Below are 23721 nucleotides of genomic sequence, written 5' to 3'. Positions count from 1 at the left end.
GCCAACAGTTCCTCCACCTTTATTGGTACAACTTCCGTGGCCTTGAACCGAGTCTCTGGAGCTTTAGTTCTTACCGGCATTACCAGCATTGACGGCAGTGCCGCCACTGTTACCGGCGCGGCCCAAGCCAATATCACTTCTTTGGGAACGCTGACGGGGCTGGCTGTTGCTGGTACTACGAATATCAATACTTCAGGTTCAGCAGTCACCACTATCGGGAGTGCCACGGCAGGCGTAACTCTGGCTGGGTTTACTGGCAACAATGCCGCTCTTTATGCGACAACCGGTACCGGAGTTGTGGCGGCAGCTACTACTTCTACAGCTGGCTTATGTTTGGTCTCAGGTGCTGGTGCCGGCTATGCTCCAACTTGGTCGTCGTGTGCCGGTGGATCACCTCCTACTTTACAAATTGCATATGATTCCGCTTCCGGGAATACTATCCTCACTACCACAGCTCGCGACATCGCTTTTACCTTAGGAGAAGTGGCTACCCCTACTTCTTTTACAATTGAAAATCAAGATACAGCCGGTGTATCCGCTCAAAGAATATTTAACTCCATTGCATCACTTACTTTAACCAATGGATTATTAGTTGAACAAACAGGAGCTGGCACCATGACTAATGCCATTCAAGTTGCAGGAACAGCCGGAGCAATTACCAATGGAATTTTAATCGCTGACGGGGCGGGAACAATAGCGACTGGACTTACCATGACAGGCACCTTTACCAACTTGATTGATACTCCAACTTTTGATGTAAATAATGCCGGAACAGTAACTATTGCCACAGGACAAAGCTATACAGGATCCGGTACTGTTATATTGTCTTCCGCAACTGCTTCGGCCTTGACTATCAATTCTGGTACAACGGGAACTATTCAAATTGGCGACGATGCTTCAGCTGAAATCATTGGCCTTGGCACCGGGAATGCAATTAAAACCATTAATATTGGAATAGGTACCGCGGGTAATACTATTAATATCGGGACAGACAATACCATCTTGGATACTATAAATATTGGATCGGTATTGGATAATGTAGCCATTACGGGAGATCAATGGAATGTTACGAATGCAGGTGTTCTTACGGTAGCTTCTTGCACTGGTTGTGGCGGAGGTGGCTCAACAGTTGTTAAAAAAACTGCTGATCAAACAGGGACAGACACCACTCTCTTAACCGATACAGAACTTTTATTTCCTATGGGAGCAAGCTCAACATGGTTTTTTAAATATGACCTCGTGGTGAGCAACACCAACAGCGCAACTCCCGACTGGAAATCTACAATCGTTGCCCCCGCAGGTTCTACTTGCGCTGTAGTGCAAAGCGGTTCAGAAGGGGCTGGAGCTGTTTTTCTGCAAGACAAAATTACCACCTGTGATGGCTCGGTAACCATGGATAATGGTGCTGTATCAGCCGATGTCAGTCAAGACTTTAATGTTTATATACAAGGATGGGTTACAACTGCCGGGACTTCGGGAGATGTCACCATGCGATTTGCCTCGTTTACAACAGGAGCAAACGTTATTGTAAGAAAAGGAAGTTTTGTGACAGCGTATCTCGTTAGCGGCTCGGACCTCGCCGAAGTGTATTACAGCAAAGAAAAAGTTCTAGACCCCGGAACAGTAGTCTCTTTAGATCCATCTATTGAAGCCGGTGTCCGGGAGTCTTCTAAATCTTACGATAAAGATCTTATTGGAATCGTCAGTACCAAACCAGGATTGATGATTGGCAATGTTCAAAAAGAAGGAGAAGATATTCCTGTTTTTGTCGCCCTTTCTGGACGAGTACCGGTGAAAGTTACCACAGAAAACGGGCCTATTATACCAGGAGATTTTCTCACGTCATCTTCAACCTATGGTGTTGCTATGAAGGCGACAAAAGCCGGGCAAATAATAGGTCAAGCTATGACTCCTTTTGACAGTGATGGCATTGGGTCAGTATTAGCTTTTGTAAAAAATGGACAAGGAAACGGGGTAAATCTTGCTGATATTTCGTCTGGTCTTAATCAAGACGAAACTCAACTTTTTTCGGGTGATATAGGAAAATTTGCTCTTACCCAATTTATTTCTCAAAAAGAACAATTAGCAATATCAGCTAATCTATCGGAAATTTTTACCGATCGCTTAGCCGCGGCTTTAGAGATTATTTCCCCGCGAGTTTTAACCCAAGGATTGGTCGTTGATAATATCAGCGCCTTGGATAAAGAAATCTTATTTAACAGCGATACTATTTTCTTTGGCCGGCCATACTTTAATTTCGACACCGCCGGTTTCGCGGTTGTCAGATCAGGCGATAAAAAAGTTGATGTGGTTTTTGAAAAAGAATATCTGGAACAGCCGATCGTCAATGCTTCAATATCATCCGAGGAAGACAGCGATATTGCCGATGAAAATATTTTAGCCGGCAATATCAGCTATATCATAACCAAAAAAACCGTCAAAGGGTTTTCAATAGTTTTGAATAAATCGGCGCCGCAAGATATTAAATTCAGCTGGATCGCTTTGGCGGTGAAAAATGCTAAAACTTTTACTTCAATATCCGGTATTGTTCCAACCCCAATTCCTACGCCATCTCCTGCGCCGACATTATCTCCGACGCCTGAACCAACATTAAGTCCTACTCCAACCCCGGAGATAATCGTGATTCTTGAACCATCTCCGCCGCCTGATCCAACCCCCGCACCAATACCAACCGAATCACCGCCTGAAATTACCCCGTGAGTAAGCCAACACAAGAACTATAATTTACAATCAATTAATTAATAAACTTTAATAAAAAAAATATGTTTGGAGAAAAAACAAAAAAAACCATTACGATAATCACAATTTTAATCATTTTGGGTTTGAGCGGCGCTAGCTATTATTTATATTCCCAGTTTACAAAAACGAAAAATGAACTTGCAAAAATTAAACAAGATCCGCAAAGCATTGCTAGGGAAGAAACAAAAAATCTTATCGCTCGAGTTTCTCGGCTGATTGTTTTGCCGGAAGGCGAGGAACCGACCGTGGCGACCGTGTCCGATCCGGATAAATTAAAAGACCAGCCGTTTTTTGCCAAAGCGAAAAAGGGCGATAATGTTTTGATCTACACCAATGCCAAAAAAGCGATTCTTTATGATCCGGTCAATAATAAGATTGTGGAAGTGGCGCCTTTGAATATCGGTAATGCCGCCGCTGGCACAGAAACCCAGGGCGCGGCTAGTGCGACTCCTACTCCGAGCCCCAGCGGCGAATAGTAATAAAAAATATGTATGAAAAAAATTTTGATAGCAATTTTGTTATTGTTTGGCGTGTTTTTTTCGCATGCTCTGGCGATAGATTTTAGTTCTTCCAATTTTATCGTGCGTGATCCTGTTGCTTCAACCGGGGGAGGAAGGTCAACCGCGGGAAATTTCGAAGTTTTTAGCAACAGTGGTTCTTTAACTACCGGTGAAACTACCAGCTCCGGCTTTATCTTACGATCGGGATTTTTCTATTTTCCCGTGGCTACTTCGCCGGTGGTTATCGCAGTACCCGGAGACGGACAAGTAAGCTTGAGCTGGACCGCATCAATCGGCACGCTGGCGAATATTACGAATTATCAGGTTGGAACAGGGACTAACCCCGGAGGGCCTTATGTTTTTGAGAATGTCGGCAGCACCCCTTCTTTTATAAAATCCAGTCTTTCCAACGGGACGCCTTACTATTTTCGCGTCAAAGCCCAGGCTGGCACTGAAAATCTGGCAATATCTGGAGAAGTTTCGGCTACGCCGGTATCAGCCGGGCCTACGCCCACGCCCACTCCGACGCCAACACCTACGTCTACTCCGGCGCCGACTAATCCTCCAGGCGGAGGTGGTGGAGGCGGCGGAACTCAAGCTCCTCCCACCGGTGTTGTCGTAAGCGGCCGAGCTTATCCATTGAGTAAAGTTACGCTTTTAAAAGACGGCCAAATTGCTATGACCACTATTTCCGGGCCGGACGCGAATTTTAATATTTCTTTGACAAATTTATCAGGCGGCAATTATATGTTCTCGGTTTTTGGAGAAGATAGCAAAGGAGCTTATTCAACATCATTTACATTCCCGCTGTACATTACTCTGGGCACGGTTACGCAAATCGGCGGCATTTTTATCGCTCCGACGATTGATGTGGATAAAAGCGAAGTAAAGCGCGGAGAAAATATCGCCATATTCGGCCAAAGCGCGCCTCAGAGCGAAGTTACTATCGCCGTGAATTCCGAAACGGAATCTTTTGTAAAAACCCAATCGGATAAAAACGGAGCGTATCTTTATAATTTTGATACCAGCCCTTTGGAGCTTGGCCAGCATCTGACAAAAGCAAAAGCGAGTTTTGAAGGCCAGATAAGTCCTTTTGGCAAGGCGGTTAGTTTTGCGGTTGGAACAAAAACCATTGCCGGAAACAGGAAATGCGGCACAGGCGATTTGAATTGCGACGGGCGGGTAAATTTAGTGGATTTTTCCATTTTGCTTTATTGGTGGAAAAAGCCGAACGTAATTGCCGACCTTAACGGAAATGGCCTCGTGGATCTGCCGGATTTCTCAATTATGCTTTATTGGTGGACAGGATAGTCGCTTTGCGAAATTTTTAATTTAAGTAAACTTCAATGATTAAAATTTTAAAATTAAAATTATTATTATTTTTGATCCCGATTTTTGTTTTGTCATTTTTAGCAATGCCCGTGCTGGCCGCGGAACTGTATATTGATACTTCCCGAAACGAATATGGCGCAGGCAATATTTTTATCGCAAATTTAAAAATCGATGTTCAAGGCGAATGCGTCAATGCCGTAAAAGCGGATATAAGTTTCTCCAATGATCTCCTGGAAGCGGTGGATTTTGTCAAAAGCGATTCCATTTTGATCTTTTGGGTGGAAGAGCCCGTTATTGATCAGGCTCGCGGTATGGTTTCTTTTGCGGGCGGAGTTCCCGGCGGATATTGCGGAAAGATCAGCCAGGGTTCAGATTTTGATAATTTGATCGGCAAAATGGTTTTTAAAGCCAAAGGAGAAAATCTCCAAAAAGCGGAAAGCAAGATGGCGGAAATAAAATTTATTGATTCATCGGAGGTTTTTTTGAACGATGGATTGGGGACAAAAACAACTCTTGCCGGGCAAGGGCTTAGATTAAAAATTACAGCCGGAACAGGGTTAACTGAAGACGAGTGGCAAAGAGAGAAAAGCGGGGACAATATTCCTCCTGAAACTTTTAAGGTAGAACTGGAGAAGGATTCGCTGATCTTTGATGAAAAATATTTTATTGTTTTTAGCGCTTTTGACAAGCAAACAGGAATCGGGCGTTATGAAGTCAAGGAAGGCAAAGGGCAATGGAAAGAAGCGGTAAGCCCGTATCTTTTGGCGGATCAAAGTTTAAAAGGCGCGATCGCGGTGAAGGCGATCGACAAGGCGGGGAATGAACGGCTCGGGGAAGTTAACTTTTCCGAATCCAAATACAAGCCTCAAGCGAGGATCCCCGCCAAATTATTTTTTGCTTTAATAGTTTTAATAATAGGAGGTTTTTGGATGATCAAATTTGTTAATAAAAAATTAATTAAATAATAAATTAAAATTTACAATATGAGTCTAAAAAATATTTTTCTTTCAGTCGCGGCCTTCGGTTTTTTATTTTTAATTTTTTCCGATAGGACAAATGCCGCCGGCGCTTCGCTATATTTGTCTCCGGCCAGCGGAACATATAATATCGGCGAAACATTCAAAATTTCCATTAAACTTGATAGCGGCGGGTCGGTGATCAACGCCGCTGACGGGGTTTTGTCGTTTAATCCCGAAGGTTTATCAGTCGTAAGCATTTCAAAAACAGGATCGGCTTTTAATTTATGGACCACCGAACCGGCATTTTCCAATTCCGCCGGAAGCATAATTTTTGGCGGAGGGACAACAACGAATTTTAGCGGCGCGTCCGGTACGATCGTTGCTATTACGTTTCGAGCCAAAGACAGCGGCAAGCATAGCGTGAATTTTTCATCGGGATCAATTTTAGCTTCTGACGGAAAAGGGACCAATATTTTATCCGGTATGGCTTCAGGGGTTTATGTCATTAATCCCAGGGCGACGGATCTGCCGTTGAAGGAAACATCCATATCGGCGGTTAATAATACGCCCAAGGCGCCTAATGTGTTTTCTTCCACACATCCCGATCAAAGCCGGTGGTATTCAAACGAAAATCCAAAAATTTCTTGGGACTTGGAAAAAGATATTACGGGAGTGAATTTACTTGTGGATCAAAGCGCGGTTTCGATACCGGCGAAACGCTATAAAGAGCCGCTGAGCGAAAAGCAACTGGAAGAGATCGGCAATGGCGTCAGTTATTTTCATGTCCAGTTATGCAATAAATTCGGTTGCGGCGGCGTAGCTCATTTCAAGCTTCAGATCGATACGATAAAGCCGGAGGCTTTTGAGATCAAGATCAAGGAAGGCGAAAAAACTTCCAATCCGCATCCGACGATAGCATTTGAAACAAAAGATGTTCCGAGCGGCATTAATTATTATCAGGTAAAGATCGGCGAGACAGATTGGGTTGAAACAAGAGGGGCGGAATATCGGCTTAGCGATCAGCCGTGGGGAAAGCGCACGATAATCGTAAAAGCGGTTGATAAGGCGGGAAACAGCACGCTAGCCGTCACCGAAGTGGAAATTTTGCCTTTGGAAACTCCCAGGATAACGGATTATCCGAAGGAATTGATATCAGGCGCCAAGTTTTCGATAGCAGGCACTGCGCCGGCTGATGCGACAGTAAAAATCTATATTCAAAAAGATGGAAAGACCGAAGAATTCCAGGCAAAAAGCGACAAGGCCGGCAAGTGGAATTATGCTTATGCCAAGGTCGCTGAAAAAGGAGTTTATGGCATTTGGGCGGAAGCTTCAGATCTGAGAGGCGCCAGAAGCGATCTATCGGAGAAAATTTTTATTACGGTTATTCCTCCGACATATTTGAGAATTGGTAAATTATTGATAGATTATCTGACGATCTCCATAATTCTTTTGATCTTACTGCTTATTATAATCTTTATAATACTTTGGGCTTGGAAAAAAATAAAAGAAAGGTCAAAGAAAGTAAAAAGAAAAGCCACCGATGCGGAAAAAGGCTTGGTCAGAGCGTTCAGGCATTTGGAAAAAGAAGTTGAAAAGCAGGTGATGAAATTTGACCGCAATCCGAAGCGAATGAGCAGGAAAGAAAAAGTGATTTATAACAGCCTGGGGAAAGCTCTAAGAGTCGCGGAAAAATTCATAGGCAAAGAAATAAAAGATATAGAATCGGAATTAAGAAAATAAGAAAGAAACCGGGTATATTAAAAACAAAAGCGGATTTTCCGCTTTTGTTTTTAATAAATGATTTTTTGTATAGCTATATATTTTTCCTCCTTTTAAAAGAACAATTTTAAGGTTTGTTTGCCTTTTTAATCATTTTCTTCATTTTCATCGTTATTTTTTGATTTAGAAGAAAAATCTTTTTTTTGTTCGTTATTGTTTTGCGATTGGTCTTTATCGTGCTCTTGGGATCGTTTTTCTTCCGTTCGCTTTTTAATTTTGTCGGTATCTTCATTCAGTATTTTTTCATTTTCATTCCAATTGGATTCAAGCGACTTTCTTTTGCTATTTGTTTCATCGAGCCGGGCATTTAATGACGTAATTGAAGTTTGGTCGTCAATTTTTTTTGCTTCCTTGATTTTATTTTTCAGCTTGCTTTCTTCTTCCTCCAGGCTGGTATTTTTATCTTTGAATATTTGTTTGAGATTTTCCGTATTTTTGTCCAAAGTTGCGCTAATATCTTTTGCCAGTTTCGCCGTATCGGTTCCTTTTTGACTTTCTTTTTCAATGATGGCGGCGGTATTGCCGGTATTTTTCTGGAGATTTGTCAGGGCTATATCCAATGTTTCAGGGTTGACGTCTTTTTTCTCCATAATTGCTTTTACTTCAGCCACTCTTTTGGCGGCAAAGCCGGACTGTACCGTTGCTTTGGATTCAGCGGTAAAAGCAAGCGAAGATTGCACATCCTCGGTCAGTATTTTTATCGGGTAAAGAGCTTCTCCGGGCAAGCTGTTTTGCGAGGCGATAGCGATTGAGCTGGTTCCCAAAACAAAAATTGCGATAATGGCGGTTAAGGCTCCGCGGGGAACGAGCCTCGCTTTGCCGGCAGCGAGTTTTAAATATATGAAAAAATTATTCCTTATGTTTTGGAAATTCTGCGTTTTTTTATTCTCAAAAGGATGCGTGGCGATATAGGCGGAGATATTTTCCTTCAGATTTTCCAGGAATTTTTTTTCATCCTGCGATGGCGGAATATCTTTCAGATTCCGGAGCATTTCGATGATTTTTATTTCCTTATTGTTATTCATGATATATTTTATTTTTTAAAATTTTAATCGCCCGATGGATCATAACGCTTATATTGTTTTCCGATTTGCCGGTGATCACACTGATCTCTTTAATGCTCAGATCGTCGAAATAGCGATGAACGATGATTTGCCGGTAAGGCTCTTCCAGTGAAGACAGTTTTTCCCTCATCAGTTTTTCGTTGATCATCCGGTCGACTTGTTTTTCATGGAGAGGCTCGGAAAATATTTTATCGGTATTGACGATTTCTATCGAGAGAGGGATGCGCGGTTTTCTGCGATAATGGTCTATGATCAGATTATGGGCGATCCTATAGGTAAATGTTTTAAGATTATTGATTTTTTCGCCATTGGAAGCAATATGGCCCCAGGCTTTAAAAAAAGTTTCCTGCGTCAAATCTTCGGCCAATTCCCAGTTATTAACTCTGAAATAAATATGTTTTAGGATATGGCCGGCGTTTTTATCATAATTGTCTAAAAATTCTTGTTCGAGTGTATTCGTTTGCATATGCATTTATTAAAGACGATGCGGTAATCAAAAACTTACATCTTTGCCTCATCTTTGTATAAAAATATCCTTTTATACAAAGGATATTTAAATATACCAATAGACAGGCAAAAAGGCAAGAAGTTTAAGCGCCTGAACCATTAGGCTATTTTTTTCTTTTTCCGTGGAAAGCTTTGTGCACTTCGCGGAGCTGGCGGTCGGTGATATGGGTATAAATTTGAGTGGTGGTGATGCTGGAGTGCCCAAGCATGGATTGTACCGAGCGGATATCGGCGCCGTTTATCAGAAGGTCGGTGGCAAAAGAATGGCGGAGCGTGTGCGGAGTGATCTTTTTGGTGATGCCGGCCGTGACGGCGTATTTTTTTATCATTCTTTCAATACTGCGAGGAGTGAGCTGGGTGAGCGCAGTTTTATTTTTGGGAATACTGACAAACAGCGCCGGCTCCGGATCGGCGCGGCGGGCGATGTAGGCTTTGATCGCTTCGCGCGCGCTCGGGGAAGTGAAGATCGGACGGATCTTTCCGCCTTTGCCGCGGACGCTGAATTCGTCTTTTTTTAAATTAATATCAGTGCGCTTGAGAGCGGCGAGCTCGGAAACGCGGAGCCCGGTGGAAAAAAGCAATTCCAGTATCGCTTTATCGCGGAGCAAGCGCAGGCTTTCTCCCGGGTTAAAATCCAGGAGCTGCTCGACCTCTTCCGCTTCCAGGAAATTTACTTGGCGTTCGGGGATTTTTGCTAGCTCGATCTTTTCCGGCGCCAGCGTGGAGATATTATTTTTTGCGAGGTATTTGAGATATGCCCGGAGAACTATTAAATGATAATTTTGAGTGACCTTTTTTAATTCTTTGGCGGTGACTTGTGGCGAACGAGATTGAATTGGTTTTGTCGAACTGCCTGTGGTGAGCGAAGTCGAACCATTAAGCCGGAGGCGATATTTTTTAACCAGATCCAAAGATATTTTTTCCGGAGGCACATTTCCCGTCCGCTTCGACTCGGGCGAATCGAGGCGAGCAAATGAGTAAAATTTTTCCAAACTTAACCGATAAGCGCTAATAGTTTTTTTACTTCGTCCTTTTTCCAGTTCCAAGTATTGCAAAAAGTCCTCGGCGTGAGGATTGGGCGCGGAATTTTTATTTTTCGATATTTGGGCTTGATTTGTCATTGGAAATTTGCTTGCCTCGCCATAGGCGGGTCATTTGTCATTTATATACTTATTCTACCTTTATTTTATCATTTTTACAATTTTTTGGTTGACAAATCCCATAAATAATGTAAAATTAGTAATTCAAGGATAGCACTAAGACGGAGAAAGGGTTTTATTCGCCTTTAATTCTTTTTTCAGCTTAAGTAAAAGCCTTTTTGGTTTAATCAAAAGAGCGATTTTTAAATTATCCTTGCTGTTAATGGTTATTTATGTTATATTATTATTAATCAAATTTAAAGAAAATACTATGATAAAGAAAGAGGAAAAAACAAAGCTGATCAAAAAGTACGCCAGAGATGAGAAAGACACCGGTTCTCCGGAAGTGCAAATAGCTATTTTGTCCGAGAGGATCAAGGAATTGACCGATCATCTTGGTACGCACAAAAAAGATAATCATTCAAGAAGAGGATTATTGACCATGGTCACCAAAAGAAGAAATCTTTTGGGCTATCTTGAAGAAAAAAACAAAGCTCGCTATGAAAAAGTCGCCAAGTCTCTTAAGCTCTAATTTTTGCGCCATTGATTTATGTTTGGCGAATCCGGATTCGCCGGAGAAATTTATTATAATTAAAAGCGCTCAAAAATGTCAAATTTAACAAATACAAGTTCCGTAAGTTATAAAAATCAAAGAGTCGGTGTTTTTGTGGATGTGCAGAATATGTATCATTCCGCAAAAAATATCTACCATGCCAGAGTCGATTTCAAGGAAATACTTTTATCGGCAGTGTCTGGCAGACAGTTGATCAGGGCTTTTGCTTATGTGATCACTACGGAAGGCGGCGAAGAAAAAAAGTTTCTAAGCGCTTTGTCGAAGCAAGGGTTTGAAATAAAAGATAAAGATCTGCAAATATTTGCCGGCGGAATGAAAAAAGCCGATTGGGACGTGGGAATGGCGGTTGACGCGATCGCGATGGCCGACAAGCTGGATGTGGTGGTGCTCGTGACCGGGGACGGGGATTTTGTTCCTTTGGTCGAGTATTTAAAAATAAACAAAGGATGCTTGGTGGAAGTAATGGCTTTTTCGGACAGCGTTTCGCGCCGGTTGGTTGAGGCCGCGGATTTTTTTATTGATCTGGGCGGGAAGAAAAGCAAGTTCTTGATTAAACAGTAGGTTTAATTTTTTGTTTTATAATCTCCAAATGATAAAATGTTATTTGGAAATTTAGATTTAAAAATTAAATAAATTGCTGATCTATAAACAATTAGATTAGAACATTATTTTTTATAAAGTAATGTTAGTCTAGAGTTTGCAGGTCAGCGAAAAGAAGGGAATAGTAACTATGTCAGTAAAAAAATTTAGTACCGAACTTGGAGGAAAGACTCTTACTGTTGAGTCTGGAAGGCTTGCATGCCTTGCTAACGGATCAATAACAGTGCAGTATGGCGACACGGTAATTTTGGCGACTGCCGTAATGAGCAAAGCGCCGCGCGCCGGGCTGGACTTTTTTCCGCTTTATGTGGATTTTGAAGAAAAGCTTTACGCCGCCGGAAAAATAAAAGGCAGCCGATTTATTAAAAAAGAGACAAGACCAAGCGACGAAGCAATCTTGTCTGGACGTTTGATCGACAGGACGCTTCGGCCGCTTTTCCCGGAAGGAATGAGGAATGAAGTGCAGGTTATTTTAACCGTGCTTTCGGTGGACGGCGAGAACGATCCTGATATTCCGTCAATTATTGCCGCTTCTTTGGCGTTGGGCGTTTCCAGCATCCCTTGGGCCGGTCCGGTGGGAGCGGTGCGCGTGGCCAAAGTGGACGGAAAAAATATTATCAATCCCAGCTATGAAGAACGCGCCAAAAGCTCTCTTGATCTGGTAGTCAGCGGAACAACGGGAAAGATCAATATGGTTGAAGCCGGCGCCAAAGAGATCAATGAGACCGAGATTTTTGACGCGGAACTTTTGGCTGAAAAAGAAATCGCCAAAATAATAAAATTTGAAGAGAGTGTTATTAAAGAAATAGGCAAGGCAAAATCCGCCGCGGTTCTTACGAAGCCGTCGGATGAAGTGAAAAAAGCCGTGGAAGAATTCTTGCGTGATAAGCTGGAAGAAGTTATTTATGAAAAAGACAAGGAAACTTCGGTAAGAAAAATGGATGAGCTCACCGCTAAATTGAAGGAACTTGTCATGGAAAAATTCGGTGAGGAAAAATGGGCGGAAGCATCGGCATTGATGGATGAAATAATCAATAAAGTGGTTCATAAAAATATCATCGAGTCCAATAAACGTCCGGACGGAAGATCTTTGATTGAGGTGCGCAAACTGGAAATAGAGGCCAGTATTTTGCCCAGAACTCACGGATCGGCGCTTTTCAAGCGGGGAACGACTCAATCGTTGGGCGTAGTGACTTTGGGCGCTCCCGGCGACGAGCAGACGATTGAAGGCATCGAAATAGACGGGACAAAAACTTTTATGCTGCATTATTATTTTCCTCCTTATTCGGTAGGGGAAGTAAAGCCTTTGCGCGGCCCGGGCAGGCGCGAGATCGGGCATGGAGCTTTGGCTGAAAGAGCCTTGGAAGTTTTGATGCCATCCAGAACGGATTTTCCTTATACGGTTCGTGTCGTTTCGGAAATTTTATCCTCAAACGGTTCTTCCTCGATGGCGAGCGTGTGCGCCGGAAGCTTGGCTCTGATGGATGCCGGTGTGCCGATCAAGACTCAGGCGGCGGGAATTGCCATGGGGCTCATGAGCGACGAGAGCGGAAAATATAAAATTCTTACTGATATTCAAGGACCGGAAGATCATTACGGCGATATGGATCTGAAAGTTGCCGGAACCAAAAATGGCGTTACGGCTTTGCAAATGGATGTAAAAATAGACGGCATTACTTCCAAGGTTTTTCAGGAAACAATTTTGCAAGCCAAAGAAGCGCGATTATTTATTTTGGGCGAGCTGAACAAAGTTCTTTCCGCGCCAAGGCCGGAAATGAGCAAATACGCGCCGCGCATCACCAGCTTCTTCATTAATCCCGACAAGATCAGAGATGTGATCGGTCCCGGCGGCAAGATGATAAATCAAATTATCAAAGAAACAAACGTAACTATCGATATTGATGATTCCGGCTTGGTTTTAGTGACATCAAAAGACGCCAAAGAAGCTGAACGGGCCGTCAAATGGATCAATGATCTGGTGCGCGAAGCTAAAGTCGGCGAAATTTATCAGGGAAAAGTCACCAGAATAATTGACTTCGGAGCTTTTGTGGAAATTTTCCCCGGAAGCGAAGGGTTGCTGCACATTTCCGAGATAGCCGAATACAGAGTAAACGCCGTGAGTGATGTTTTTAAGGTAGGTGACAGTGTAAGAGTAAGGGTTAAAGCTATTGATCATTTGGGCCGGGTAAATCTTACGGCAAAAAATTTACCTTCAGCCTAAAGTATTCTGTAAGTTTTTTTCTTTAGTTTGCAATAAAAAAAGAATTAAAAATATGGAAGATACAAACGATAAAAGTTTCGTGAGCCATAATGGCGACAAGCCGTTCATTCGGACGATGGAAGACGATCTGAAAAAAATTAAAAATAGTCCGGCTGGAAACAGCGACAGGGCTTCTGTTATTTCTTCTTTAGGTTCTACGCCTCCTCCTTTTCGAACAAACGTTCCAATTAAGGAAATGAATCACTCCGTTTCAGCTCCGATTCCATCGACCCCCAAAAATTTACCGGTGGATATGTCTTTGATTGAAAAAGAGGAAACAAAAGTGGAAGCGAATACCGAAAAATTTAAACCAATTGAAAAGCCCAAAGCTGCCGCAGATTCCAGCAGTCCGGATAAGTGGATTTTGGGCAGGCCGCCCAGTTCATTTGGGCGCGAGCCGGCTAATGCGAAAACAGAAGAAAAAACTCCTCCGGTTCCCAGGCCTTTTCCTCCAGTTTCCAGACCTGTTGCGCCGGTTTCAAATAATGTATTTTCCAGAAGACCGCAAAGTCTTGTAAATTTGGACAAGGAAACAGAAAAATTATCTCCCCAAGCAAGGTTAGCCAGGCAGTCGTCATTGGGTCTTGGCGACAGCGGAATAGGATCTAAAGAAAGACTGGCAGCGTCGCCGTCATCCGGGATTTCTTCGGCTGTTTCAGGGCAATCCGGTAAGACCAGCAGAGGGTCGTTTAATTCGGATCTGTCAAAACTTTCTTCTTTTGAAAGCAAGAAGACAATAGAAGAAATTATTAAAGAAGATAATCCAATCTTCTTTTTGGGAAAATTCGTTAAATTGTTTTTTGTTTTTTTAGTTATTGTCGGAGTCGCCGCCGGCGCTTATTATTTGTATATTAGCAAAAGACCGATTGTCAATCCGGTTCCCGTTGTCGCTCCCGGCGAAACTTTTATCGCCGGCGCCATAGAGGCGACCATCAGCGCGGATTTAAATGCCGATTTGAATAACGAGATCAGGATATATTTTTCCAGCGTCAGGCCATCCGGGATATTCAGGCTGATATTAAAAGACAATAACGGGCAAAACAGCCAGGGATTGGAAAATTTTAGCAAAAGCCTGAACATCACTCTGCCGGATTCGATTGCCAGCGTTTTGGAGAAAGATTATAATTTAATAGCTTTTAATTATCCGGAAAAAAATTATTTGCGGCTGGGTCTCGTGTTAAAAGTGAAAAATCCATCCGATGTTTCAGTTTCCGCTAAAAACTGGGAAACAGATATGTATAAAGATATTAAACCGTTATTTCTCAATACCCCCGGGGTTTACAAAGAAGGCGACCAATTTAGAAGCAATAAGTACAATAATTTTGATATAAGGTATCTTCCTTTGGAAAACGAAAACAGCGCCTTGAATTACGCGTTTGACAGCGAAAAAAAGTTTTTATTGTTAGCTACTTCCAAGGATGATATTTTTAATTTAATCGATAAAATCATAGAAGGAAAGTAATTAAATGAATCCAATAGCAAAACAAATAGCGATTATTTTTTTAGTTTTTTTGGCGATTTCCGCCGTATTCACTTTTTCCAATTCTTCCGGCAAAAAACCGGAGACGGTTTCTATCGGCCAACTGGTGTCTCAGATCAACGAAGGAAAAGTGAAATCAGTAAAAGTTACGGGAGATGCGCTGGAAATTGTTTTAAATGACGGCACAAAAGAAACTTCTCTTAAAGAGCAGTCTTCTTTGTCCGATTCGCTGAAAAATTATGGCGTAGCGCCGGAAAAGATCGCGGCGGCAAACATTGAAATGAGTGACGGAAGCGGAAAAGATTTTTTATACAGTGTTATTCCTTCGATATTTTTCTTTTTGCTTATAATCGGTTTTATTTGGATGATGCTTTCCCGGCTTCAGCAAGGGAATGTCCAAGCGATGAGCTTCGGGCAATCCCGGGCCAGAATATATTGGCCGGGAAAAGACAAAAATCAGATAACTTTTAAAGATGTGGCTGGCGTGAAAGAGGCGAAAGAAGAGCTTAAAGAAATTGTTGATTTTTTGCAAAGCCCGAAAAAATTCACTGATATGGGAGCGCGCATTCCTCGCGGTGTATTGCTGATGGGGTCTCCAGGAACGGGAAAAACTCTTTTGGCGCGAGCCGTGGCCGGAGAAGCCGGGGTGCCGTTTTTCAGCATTTCCGGTTCGGAATTCGTGGAGATGTTCGTTGGCGTCGGCGCGAGCCGGGTGAGAGATCTTTTTAAGATGGCGAAGAAAAACGCGCCGGCAATTCTTTTTGTCGACGAAATTGACGCGGTGGGGCGGCAGCGGGGAACGGGTTTGGGCGGAGGGCACGATGAGCGCGAGCAGACTTTAAACCAAATTTTAGTGGAAATGGACGGTTTTGAAACCGATACCAATGTAATTGTTATGGCGGCGACCAATAGGCCCGATGTTCTTGATCCGGCTTTGCTCCGGCCGGGACGTTTTGACAGAAGAGTGGTTCTAGACGATCCGGACATCAATGACAGGGAAGCGATTTTGAAAATTCATGCGAAAGTCAAGCATTTGGATAAGGGCGTTAATTTTAGGATAATTGCTTCTCGCACCCCGGGTTTTTCCGGAGCGGATCTGTCCAATCTGGCCAATGAAGCCGCAATTTTAGCGGCGCGCCGAGGGAAGAAGAAGGTAACTCAAACAGAGTTTTTAGAGTCAATCGAAAAAGTAATGATGGGACCGGAGCGCAAAAGCCATCTTTTGAACGAAAAGGAGAAAAAAATTGCCGCTTATCACGAGGCAGGTCATGCTTTGGTTTCCGCAAGCCTTACTCATACCGATCCGGTTCATAAAATTTCCATTATTTCGCGCGGAAAAGCCGCCGGTTACACGCTTCAGCTTCCAAGCGAGGATAGATATTTGAAAACAAAATCGGAATTTGTCGATCAACTGGCTGTTTTATTGGGAGGGTTTGTCGCGGAAAAAGTTGTTTTTTCGGAATTAACCACCGGGGCGACCAGCGACCTGGGAAAATTATCCGAATTGGCCAGAGACCTTGTGATGCGTTATGGAATGAGCGACAAGATCGGCCCGGTGACTTTTGCTCGGACAGGAGAGATGGTGTTCTTGGGCAGAGATCTCGGAGATCGTATTCATTATTCGGAAAAAGTCGCGTCCGAAATAGACAATGAAGTAGCTAAGTTCATTGAAGACGCGCAGAAAACGGCGGAAAAGGTTATTACCGAGCGGAGAAAAAAACTGGACGAAATAGCCGCTGTGCTGATCGAAAAAGAAACTATCGAGAAAGAAGAATTCGCGGAGCTGATGAAAAAATAGAAAAGTAAAAAATAAGATTTAAAAAAGACTGTCTAGATTAGGTTTAGGCAGTCTTAATTATTTCTATCGCGCCAACGGGGCATATTTTGGCGCAAATACCGCAACCAGTGCACATATTGAGATCAACTTTTACCCACGTTTCTATTAACTCCAAAGCGCCGAGTTTTTCCGGACACACCGATACGCATGCTCCGCAATAGCCGCATTTGTATCTATTAATTGTTATTGTGTCTTTTTTGCGGGTTGCTTCGGCGTTTTTTTCCTCTTTTTCGGATAAATTTATTTTCTTAAACATCTTTTCCTCCCGAATTTTCTTAATCGCATTTTAACTCTTTGTATTTTATTTAGCAAGTATTTTTAAAAGGCGCATATGCGCCTTTTAAAAATGGTGGACCTGAAGGGACTTGAACCCTTGACCCCATCCATGCCATGGAAGTGCTCTACCAGCTGAGCTACAGGCCCCTCAACTGAAAAGCATTAAACTCACTAGAAGTGAGGGATTTAGATGCTTTCCATGCGATGAGCCGCAAATCAAAATCTTTAATTTACTTATATAGCTTATCAGAAAATAGAGAAAAGGCAAGAGGCTGGACGGGGTTTACAGGTTGAATAAATATTGTTATAGTGAATTATGTTTTAAGCCCTTGTAGTTCAATGGATAGAACAATGCCGTCCTAAGGCGGAGATGGGGGTTCGATTCCCTCCAAGGGCACTGGAAGGGTGGCAGAGCGGCTGAACGCGCTGGTTTCGAAAACCAGTATACCTTTACAGGTATCGTGGGTTCAAATCCCACCCCTTCCGCATAATTTTATGAATTTATTCGGCGAAGAAAAACAACAGAAAAAAAATAATCCGAAAGGTTTTGTTCCTTTGGCGGAGCGAATGCGGCCGGAAAATTTTGATGATTTTTTGGGGCAGGGAGAGATCGTCGGGGAAGGGAAGATATTGCGTTTGGCGATCGAGAAAGATGAAGTGCCTTCGATGATATTCTGGGGTCCGCCAGGCACGGGGAAAACAACCCTGGCGCGGATAATCGCCAAGATGACCAAAGCGACATTCATTCAGCTGAGCGCGACCAGCGGAAGCGTAAAAGATATCCGCGAGGTGGTAAAAAACGCCCAGAAGTCGGCTGAATTCAACGGCCGAAAAACGATTTTGTTTGTGGATGAAATTCATCGCTTTAATAAAGCCCAGCAAGACGCTTTTTTGCCGTATGTGGAAAACGGTACGATCATTCTGATCGGCGCGACCACGGAAAATCCTTCGTTCGAAGTCAACTCGGCGCTTCTCTCGCGATGCCGGGTTTTTGTTTTTAAAACTCTAAGCATTCCGGAAATTGAGCAGATTTTAGATCATGCTCTAAAAAATAAAGCGAAAGGTTTGGGAAATATTAAAATTAATATCGCGACGGAAACGATAAAGTTTTTGGCCGGTATGTCCGGGAATGACGCGCGGACCGCTTTGAACGCGCTGGAGCTGGCAGTGAAATTTTCTCCGAAGGGCAAAAGTGGCGCCATAGAAATTAGCATTGATGCGGTTAAAGAATCTTTGCAAAAAACGCATTTGCTCTACGACCGCGCCGGCGAGGAACACTATAATATAATTTCGGCTTTGCATAAATCCATGCGGGGGAGCGATGTCGATGCCGCGCTTTATTGGCTGGGGCGGATGCTGGAATCGGGCGAGGATCCGCTTTTTGTCGCGCGGCGCTTGGTGCGTTTTGCTTCCGAAGATATCGGGCTCGCGGATCCGGGCGCTTTGACCCAAGCAGTCGCCGCTTATCAAGCCAGTCATTTCAACGGTATGCCGGAGTGTAATGTCAATCTGGCGCAAGCGGTTGCGTATTTGACTCGCGCGCCAAAAAGCAACGCTTTGTATGCGGCTTATCAAAATGTTCAAAAAGACATAAAAAATCTGCCGGCGTATCCGGTGCCGCTTCATATGCGCAACGCGCCGACAGATTTGATGAAAAATATTGGCTATGGCAAAGATTATAAATATAATCCGAATTTCGAGGGGCCGGTGGAACAGGATTATTTGCCAAAAGAGCTTAAAGGCAGAAAGTATTTTGTGGAGAAAAAGCCCAAGAAATTTTAGATAAAGGAATTAAAAAAGATGGTTATATTCCTTCCATTTTTTATTTTTGCTACTTCTTTTTAGTTGTTTTCTTTGCAGCCGGTTTTTTCTTTACTTCTTTCTTAGGTTTTTCTTTGGGTTCAGTCTTTTCTTTAGTCTCGGGTTTTTTCGTTTCAGTTTTCTTTACTTCAACTTTCTTAGTTTCAGGCTTAGCCTTCTCTTCCGTTTTTGGTTTTGGAATTTCTGCGGCAGGTTTGGCAGTTTTAGAAACTTTTGAAGCCAAAGCCAATCCCATTCTGTGTTCTTTCGGTTCCAGAGAAATGATCTTGAATTTTTCTGTCTTGCCGATGGCCAGAACTTTTTTAGCTTCTTCAATACTTCCAAGTTCAGAAATGTGGATCAAGCCATGGATATCTTTATCAAGATAGACAAAAGCTCCGTAAGGCGTGATCTTGTGGACTTTGCCGTCGACCAGATCGCCAACTTTGTATTTGAGAATGTGCCACGGGTCTTCCTTGAGAGCTTTGAGAGATAACGAGATCCTTGTTCCGTCAATGCCGATTATTTTGGCTTGGATCTTATCTCCGGCCCGGATAATGTCTCTCGGGTTTTCGATCAATTGCCAGGCAAGTTCGGAAATATGCACTAGGCCTTCCAGTTCTTTTCCGCCTTCCTTGGGCGCTTCGCCGGGCAGATTGAATTTTACAAAAGCTCCGAAATCAACGACTCCGCTGATAACTCCTTCCACGACATCGCCGGTTTTGAGCAGGGAAATCGCTTTTTTCTCTTCGTCGGCGTAGGTTTCTTTTTCGGAAACGATCAATTTTTCATCTTCCTTGTTGGCGTCGATGATCTTAACTCTCATTTCGTGATTGATAAATTTATTCAAGAGGGTCAAGATTTGCGATTTGTCGCCTTCCTCGACGCGCGGATAATGCTCGTTTGCCAATTGCGAGACGGGCAAAAAAGCTTTGATGCCATAAAGTTCGGTTACTAATCCGCCGCGGTTTGCTTCTTTGATTTTTATGGAAATAATCTCGCCATCTTGCATTTTTTTATAAATATCTTCCCAAGCGAGTTCGTAGCTCGCGGTTCGGATCGAGAGTTCGATATAGCCTTCGTCATTTTCCGGATCAATGACCGTCGCTTTGAGTTTATCTCCGATCTTTAGCGATTTCAGCGTGCCAAAACCATCCTGAAGTTCCCGGCCGTAAATTACGCCGGTGCCGATCGGGCCCAGATCCATAAACAAGGTCTGTTTGCCGATATCAATTACCGCGCCTTCGATCAGGTCTCCGGCTTGGGGAATCTTAATTTTGTTTTTTTCGTCGGCTAAAAGCTGCTTCATCATAGCAGAGCCTTTTTCGCTGTCTTTTTCGTCAGTTTTATTTTTTGTCATAAAAATGGATTATTAAAGGAAGTATACACTGAGAATTCCTTAAAATAATAAAAACCATACATTAGTAATTAAAGTTGCAATTCCGCCCATGGTTTGTGGCAGACAGCAATACAATAAGTATAAACTAGCTTGGAAAACTCGTCAAGCCCTGCCCCGCATCAATTCTTTAAAAATACTCAATTCTAAGATAAAGTAAGCCGCAGGCGATACCGAGAAATTGTCTAATTTATTGATTAAACTTTGTTCGGAATTTGGTGCTGGGGGGCTTGACTTTCGGGTATTTTAGCTCTATAATATATGGTCAAGCTTAAACAGCTTGTGTTTCAAATATTTTTGAAACTCGGCTCTTTTAAAATTTAAAAAATTTACCGGTCCGAAAAGATCGTGATTTTATATGGCGATTTTTTGGGACTGGTAAATTAGCCAGTAATAAATTCAAGAGGTGAAAAGAAATGGAACCAGAAATATTAACGAAAAAAGAATTAAAAGAAAGAAAGAAAAAAATACTGGACATCAGGTACAAGGGCGAATTTGACACTGTTCTGGACGAAATCGGATCCTTTATCAAAGATCTGATGTTCAGCGATGATCCCGTTGCGAGGAGAACGATCGGATGGGCAATGCACGAAAGAGGCGTGGTTTTCCAAAATAAGGGAATGAATTGGGAAGCCGGGATGGAATGCCTTCAGGACGCCTTCGCTTACAGGAAAGCGATCGATGATCCCATAGGCCAAGCCTACACGATTTTCCAAATTCCTATGTTTCGGCTGGCATACAAAGAAAAAACGGAAGACGTACATCCTGATTTTCAAAGGGCAAAGCCATACGTTTTGCAAGCGATAAGCATGTTGGAAAGCAAGCATTTGATGATGGTCGCTACGGCTGAAGAGAAAGAAGATCTTGGAAATATGTACCAGAACCTGGCTTATATCTATCAGCAGGAAGGAGATGATCAACAGGCGATGCTTGCGTATAAAAAAGCGCTGGATTTCAGAAAGAAGATCGGCGACAGGCGCGGCACGGGTATTACCTTGGCAAGAATGGCGGAGATCGAAGAAGATTTTCAAAAAGCGGAAAGATACCTGAACAAGGCATATCAAATTTTTGACAGCATCGGCGACATAAGCCGGCTCAAGCAGGTCAGGGAAACCCGCGAGAAAATCGGGAAAAAGAAATTATTATCAGAACTTGAGGAGAAAAAATAAGGAAGGTGAAAAGAAATGACAGAAACAGAAGAAGTAAAAAGAATATCAGATGAGTTATCAGCGCTTTACGGCAAAGCAAAGACAAAAGAAGAATATCTGAAAGTTGTTGAGCTAGGAAAACTATACGCGAATACGCTGAAAGCAAATTTGGCAACACCTAATACGGTTGTATCAACGGTTTTGTCTAGCTGCTGGGCTGGATACTATCTTCTCCTGAAATTCCCCGCGGAAGTCACCGAGGAAGACAAAGATGATTTCATGGAAAGGATAGATAAGCTGGAACTGCAGACCAAAGATCCAAGCGTAAAAGCAGAACTGCTGTATCTGGAATCGGTTGCATGGAGCCATTTAATGGACAACCAAGAGAACGCAGACTGGTGCAACGAGGAATTTAAGAAATTGGTTTCAGAAGGCAAGGTTTTAATAACCCAGGTTCTTAAAGGAATCAACTCCAGAGCAATCAAAGAAATGGACGCCAAGAATTGGCAAGGCGCGATAAAAATCGCCGATGAAATAAAACAGTTTTCCAAAGAAACCATGGAGCAGCCGGAAAATATCGGAGCGGCCGCGAATATCATCAATAATCGAGGAGCCTCAAAAGTTCGCGGAGATATTGACATCAAAGACGGTATAAAAGATCTTGTAACCGCCTTAGATTATTATCTAAAGCAACCATCAGTACCGATGAAACATATTGAGGGCATAAGAAACCGATTAATGGAGGCGATAAAGAAACTTTAAAACATACAAGAGGTAATTATGACTTCCGAAAATTCGGGACGAATTGCCTCTTTTTTTTAATTGTTTTTTAGGCATATTTGAGCCGCAAAAATAGTTGCCAGCGCCTTGTTTTTGTGCTATTATTTAAATAATTAGTGTTCGCTTTGGGCGAACTCCAAAATTTTTCATTTTGATTTTTACATTTTAAATTTCTCTTATGATTATAACCTGGTATGGGCACAGTTGCTTTAAAATAAACACAAAAGACGTCACTATTGTTACCGATCCGTTCAGTAAAGAAATCGGCATTAAGCCGTATTTTGGCGCGGCAGATATTGTGACCGTCAGCCACGAGCATTATGATCATAATAATGTCGAATCTCTAAAAGGGGATCCTTTTATCGCGAGAACCCCGGGAGAATTTGAAACCAAAAATATTTTTATTTACGGTTTTAGGTCATATCATGATAAAAAAAATGGCGCCGAGAAGGGCACCAATACTATTTATTTGATCGAGGCCGAAGATATGCGGATCTGTCATTTGGGGGATTTGGGAGAAACATTATCGGATAAGGTCATAGAAAAATTGGGGCAAGTGGATATTTTAATGATCCCGGTAGGCGGAGTTTATACTTTGGACGCCAAAGAAGCGGATGAATTGATCGATCGGATCGAGCCGTCGATAGTTTTACCGATGCATTATAAAACCCCATCTTTAAATATCAAAATTGATACGTTAGATAAGTTTTTAACGGCGCGAGGAATCAAGAAACAAGAAACTCTTGATCGCCTGACGATCAAGAAGAAGGAATTGAATCCGGAAGAAAATAAAGTGGTGATATTGGAAGCGGCGCACTAAAACGAGTTATAAAGTTGAAAGTTGTAAAGTTTATAAAGTCGGAGACCAAACGTAATGAATTTATTTGATAAAATTTTTGCGAAAATCAAATGGTTGCGGACAGAGCCGGAGAGTGTTAAGGTTAGATATATTTGGATCTCGGCCTTGGTTGTATTCGCGATTGTGGCAATTCTCTGGGTAGGGTTATTCAGAAAATATGAAAGAAGGGCGGCGAATAACGGAAAAAGCACAGAGCTTATTATCGAGGAAGGAAAGAAGCTTAAAGAAGAGATAAATAAAATTAAAATTCCCGATATCGGTTCGCCGACAATTTCACCATCAGTTTCGCCGGAATCATCACCAATAATTTCACCGGAAACTTCTCCCGAGGCCTCGCTTAAAATTACTCCCGAACCATTATAATATTTTTTTGTCATTGCGAGGAGCCGAAGCGACGAAGCAATCTATGTCTGAAAAATGAGATTGCCACGCCCCGAGTACAGGGCTCGCAATGACAGAAATAAGACATTTTTAAATTAATAAATTGGAAATTTAATAGAAACTATAAATTGAAAACTAGAAATTATTTCATATAATATGCCAAAAGAAAAAGGAAAAACACTTCCGCCAGCTGGCGGATTAGCGCTTGAGGTTTTGCAAAAGATCGAACCGAGAGAACTGACGACTGAAATGCAGGAGTCATATTTGGATTACGCGATGAGCGTGATCGT

20 protein-coding genes and 3 tRNA genes are annotated in these 23721 nt (G+C 42.6%); 17 read left to right on the top strand and 6 right to left on the bottom strand.

Features of this window, described 5'->3' with window-relative positions:
- The 5 genes from Q8N37_03650 to Q8N37_03630 form a co-directional block, all read left to right on the top strand.
- The coding region (locus tag Q8N37_03650) for a hypothetical protein (protein MDP3057585.1) at window positions 1-2721 on the top strand (2721 nt) is incomplete at its 5' end.
- Window positions 2722-2783: 62 nt separating this feature from the next.
- Window positions 2784-3236: a hypothetical protein gene (locus Q8N37_03645; GenBank protein ID MDP3057584.1), complete on the top strand. Its 453-nt coding sequence runs from the start codon at window positions 2784-2786 to the stop codon at window positions 3234-3236.
- Between the two features lie 15 nt (window positions 3237-3251).
- Window positions 3252-4571, top strand: coding sequence for a hypothetical protein (locus Q8N37_03640; protein MDP3057583.1), 1320 nt, complete (start codon window positions 3252-3254; stop codon window positions 4569-4571).
- 35 nt (window positions 4572-4606) lie between these two features.
- Window positions 4607-5557 carry a hypothetical protein gene (locus Q8N37_03635; GenBank protein MDP3057582.1) on the top strand — a complete coding sequence of 317 codons (951 nt, stop codon included), beginning with the start codon at window positions 4607-4609 and terminating at the stop codon, window positions 5555-5557.
- 18 nt (window positions 5558-5575) lie between these two features.
- A complete protein-coding gene (locus tag Q8N37_03630; protein ID MDP3057581.1) occupies window positions 5576-7291 on the top strand; it encodes a cohesin domain-containing protein in 1716 nt (571 codons plus the stop codon).
- A gap of 125 nt (window positions 7292-7416) precedes the next feature.
- On the opposite strand, the gene Q8N37_03625 is transcribed toward Q8N37_03630, so the two are convergent.
- The 3 genes from Q8N37_03625 to Q8N37_03615 form a co-directional block, all read right to left on the bottom strand.
- Window positions 7417-8355, bottom strand: coding sequence for a DUF5667 domain-containing protein (locus Q8N37_03625; protein MDP3057580.1), 939 nt, complete (start codon window positions 8353-8355; stop codon window positions 7417-7419).
- Complete coding sequence (locus tag Q8N37_03620) at window positions 8348-8860, bottom strand: RNA polymerase sigma factor (protein MDP3057579.1); 513 nt, start codon at window positions 8858-8860, stop codon at window positions 8348-8350. The genes Q8N37_03625 and Q8N37_03620 overlap by 8 nt, the downstream gene beginning before the upstream one ends.
- A 145-nt stretch (window positions 8861-9005) precedes the next feature.
- Window positions 9006-10022, bottom strand: coding sequence for a tyrosine-type recombinase/integrase (locus Q8N37_03615; protein MDP3057578.1), 1017 nt, complete (start codon window positions 10020-10022; stop codon window positions 9006-9008).
- 289 nt (window positions 10023-10311) lie between these two features.
- Here Q8N37_03615 and rpsO point away from each other — a divergent pair, with 289 nt between their 5' ends.
- From rpsO to ftsH, 5 genes are all read left to right on the top strand, one after another.
- Window positions 10312-10572 carry a 30S ribosomal protein S15 gene (gene rpsO / locus Q8N37_03610; GenBank protein ID MDP3057577.1) on the top strand — a complete coding sequence of 87 codons (261 nt, stop codon included), beginning with the start codon at window positions 10312-10314 and terminating at the stop codon, window positions 10570-10572.
- Between the two features lie 75 nt (window positions 10573-10647).
- Entirely contained in the window at window positions 10648-11175 is a 528-nt protein-coding gene (locus Q8N37_03605) for an NYN domain-containing protein (protein ID MDP3057576.1), read from the top strand.
- A gap of 169 nt (window positions 11176-11344) precedes the next feature.
- The gene (gene pnp, locus Q8N37_03600) at window positions 11345-13435 is read left to right on the top strand and encodes a polyribonucleotide nucleotidyltransferase (GenBank protein ID MDP3057575.1); all 2091 of its coding nucleotides are present in this window, start codon (window positions 11345-11347) and stop codon (window positions 13433-13435) included.
- A 52-nt stretch (window positions 13436-13487) separates the two neighbouring features.
- The gene (locus tag Q8N37_03595) at window positions 13488-14936 is read left to right on the top strand and encodes a hypothetical protein (protein MDP3057574.1); all 1449 of its coding nucleotides are present in this window, start codon (window positions 13488-13490) and stop codon (window positions 14934-14936) included.
- A gap of 4 nt (window positions 14937-14940) precedes the next feature.
- Complete coding sequence (ftsH, locus tag Q8N37_03590) at window positions 14941-16752, top strand: ATP-dependent zinc metalloprotease FtsH (protein MDP3057573.1); 1812 nt, start codon at window positions 14941-14943, stop codon at window positions 16750-16752.
- A gap of 43 nt (window positions 16753-16795) precedes the next feature.
- On the opposite strand, the gene Q8N37_03585 is transcribed toward ftsH, so the two are convergent.
- Window positions 16796-16978 carry a 4Fe-4S binding protein gene (locus tag Q8N37_03585; protein MDP3057572.1) on the bottom strand — a complete coding sequence of 61 codons (183 nt, stop codon included), beginning with the start codon at window positions 16976-16978 and terminating at the stop codon, window positions 16796-16798.
- 160 nt (window positions 16979-17138) lie between these two features.
- Window positions 17139-17214 (bottom strand) — tRNA-Ala (locus tag Q8N37_03580).
- A 178-nt stretch (window positions 17215-17392) separates the two neighbouring features.
- On the opposite strand from Q8N37_03580, the gene Q8N37_03575 reads away from it, so the two are divergent.
- From Q8N37_03575 to Q8N37_03565, 3 genes are all read left to right on the top strand, one after another.
- Window positions 17393-17464: transfer RNA gene (locus Q8N37_03575), tRNA-Arg, on the top strand.
- Between the two features lie 2 nt (window positions 17465-17466).
- Window positions 17467-17553 (top strand) — tRNA-Ser (locus Q8N37_03570).
- Between the two features lie 9 nt (window positions 17554-17562).
- Entirely contained in the window at window positions 17563-18849 is a 1287-nt protein-coding gene (locus tag Q8N37_03565) for a replication-associated recombination protein A (GenBank protein ID MDP3057571.1), read from the top strand.
- A gap of 49 nt (window positions 18850-18898) precedes the next feature.
- Here the strand turns inward: Q8N37_03565 and Q8N37_03560 are convergent, their stop codons facing one another.
- A complete protein-coding gene (locus Q8N37_03560; GenBank protein MDP3057570.1) occupies window positions 18899-20227 on the bottom strand; it encodes a S1 RNA-binding domain-containing protein in 1329 nt (442 codons plus the stop codon).
- Between the two features lie 452 nt (window positions 20228-20679).
- Between Q8N37_03560 and Q8N37_03555 the strand changes: the two genes are divergently transcribed.
- The 4 genes from Q8N37_03555 (at window position 20680) to Q8N37_03540 (ending at window position 23413) form a co-directional block, all read left to right on the top strand.
- The gene (locus tag Q8N37_03555; protein ID MDP3057569.1) at window positions 20680-21432 is read left to right on the top strand and encodes a tetratricopeptide repeat protein; all 753 of its coding nucleotides are present in this window, start codon (window positions 20680-20682) and stop codon (window positions 21430-21432) included.
- Between the two features lie 15 nt (window positions 21433-21447).
- Complete coding sequence (locus Q8N37_03550) at window positions 21448-22173, top strand: hypothetical protein (GenBank protein ID MDP3057568.1); 726 nt, start codon at window positions 21448-21450, stop codon at window positions 22171-22173.
- Between the two features lie 196 nt (window positions 22174-22369).
- Window positions 22370-23011, top strand: coding sequence for an MBL fold metallo-hydrolase (locus tag Q8N37_03545; protein ID MDP3057567.1), 642 nt, complete (start codon window positions 22370-22372; stop codon window positions 23009-23011).
- A 54-nt stretch (window positions 23012-23065) separates the two neighbouring features.
- The gene (locus Q8N37_03540) at window positions 23066-23413 is read left to right on the top strand and encodes a hypothetical protein (GenBank protein ID MDP3057566.1); all 348 of its coding nucleotides are present in this window, start codon (window positions 23066-23068) and stop codon (window positions 23411-23413) included.
- Window positions 23414-23721: the final 308 nt, after the last annotated feature.

The sequence above is a fragment of the bacterium genome (assembly GCA_030693205.1).
GTDB lineage: Bacteria > Patescibacteriota > Minisyncoccia > JAHIHE01 > JAHIHE01 > JAHILZ01.
This window is presented reverse-complemented; position numbering and strand designations above follow the sequence as displayed.

Coding starts and splice junctions, on each gene's coding strand:
- Q8N37_03620 (MDP3057579.1), bottom strand. CDS start 8,860: ATGCAAACGAATACACTCGAACAAGAATTTTTAGACAATTATGATAAA.
- Q8N37_03630 (MDP3057581.1), top strand. CDS start 5,576: ATGAGTCTAAAAAATATTTTTCTTTCAGTCGCGGCCTTCGGTTTTTTA.
- Q8N37_03595 (MDP3057574.1), top strand. CDS start 13,488: ATGGAAGATACAAACGATAAAAGTTTCGTGAGCCATAATGGCGACAAG.
- Q8N37_03565 (MDP3057571.1), top strand. CDS start 17,563: ATGAATTTATTCGGCGAAGAAAAACAACAGAAAAAAAATAATCCGAAA.
- Q8N37_03605 (MDP3057576.1), top strand. CDS start 10,648: ATGTCAAATTTAACAAATACAAGTTCCGTAAGTTATAAAAATCAAAGA.
- Q8N37_03545 (MDP3057567.1), top strand. CDS start 22,370: ATGATTATAACCTGGTATGGGCACAGTTGCTTTAAAATAAACACAAAA.
- ftsH (MDP3057573.1), top strand. CDS start 14,941: ATGAATCCAATAGCAAAACAAATAGCGATTATTTTTTTAGTTTTTTTG.
- Q8N37_03540 (MDP3057566.1), top strand. CDS start 23,066: ATGAATTTATTTGATAAAATTTTTGCGAAAATCAAATGGTTGCGGACA.
- Q8N37_03555 (MDP3057569.1), top strand. CDS start 20,680: ATGGAACCAGAAATATTAACGAAAAAAGAATTAAAAGAAAGAAAGAAA.
- Q8N37_03550 (MDP3057568.1), top strand. CDS start 21,448: ATGACAGAAACAGAAGAAGTAAAAAGAATATCAGATGAGTTATCAGCG.
- Q8N37_03640 (MDP3057583.1), top strand. CDS start 3,252: ATGAAAAAAATTTTGATAGCAATTTTGTTATTGTTTGGCGTGTTTTTT.
- Q8N37_03560 (MDP3057570.1), bottom strand. CDS start 20,227: ATGACAAAAAATAAAACTGACGAAAAAGACAGCGAAAAAGGCTCTGCT.
- pnp (MDP3057575.1), top strand. CDS start 11,345: ATGTCAGTAAAAAAATTTAGTACCGAACTTGGAGGAAAGACTCTTACT.
- Q8N37_03635 (MDP3057582.1), top strand. CDS start 4,607: ATGATTAAAATTTTAAAATTAAAATTATTATTATTTTTGATCCCGATT.
- Q8N37_03615 (MDP3057578.1), bottom strand. CDS start 10,022: ATGACAAATCAAGCCCAAATATCGAAAAATAAAAATTCCGCGCCCAAT.
- Q8N37_03645 (MDP3057584.1), top strand. CDS start 2,784: ATGTTTGGAGAAAAAACAAAAAAAACCATTACGATAATCACAATTTTA.
- Q8N37_03625 (MDP3057580.1), bottom strand. CDS start 8,355: ATGAATAACAATAAGGAAATAAAAATCATCGAAATGCTCCGGAATCTG.
- rpsO (MDP3057577.1), top strand. CDS start 10,312: ATGATAAAGAAAGAGGAAAAAACAAAGCTGATCAAAAAGTACGCCAGA.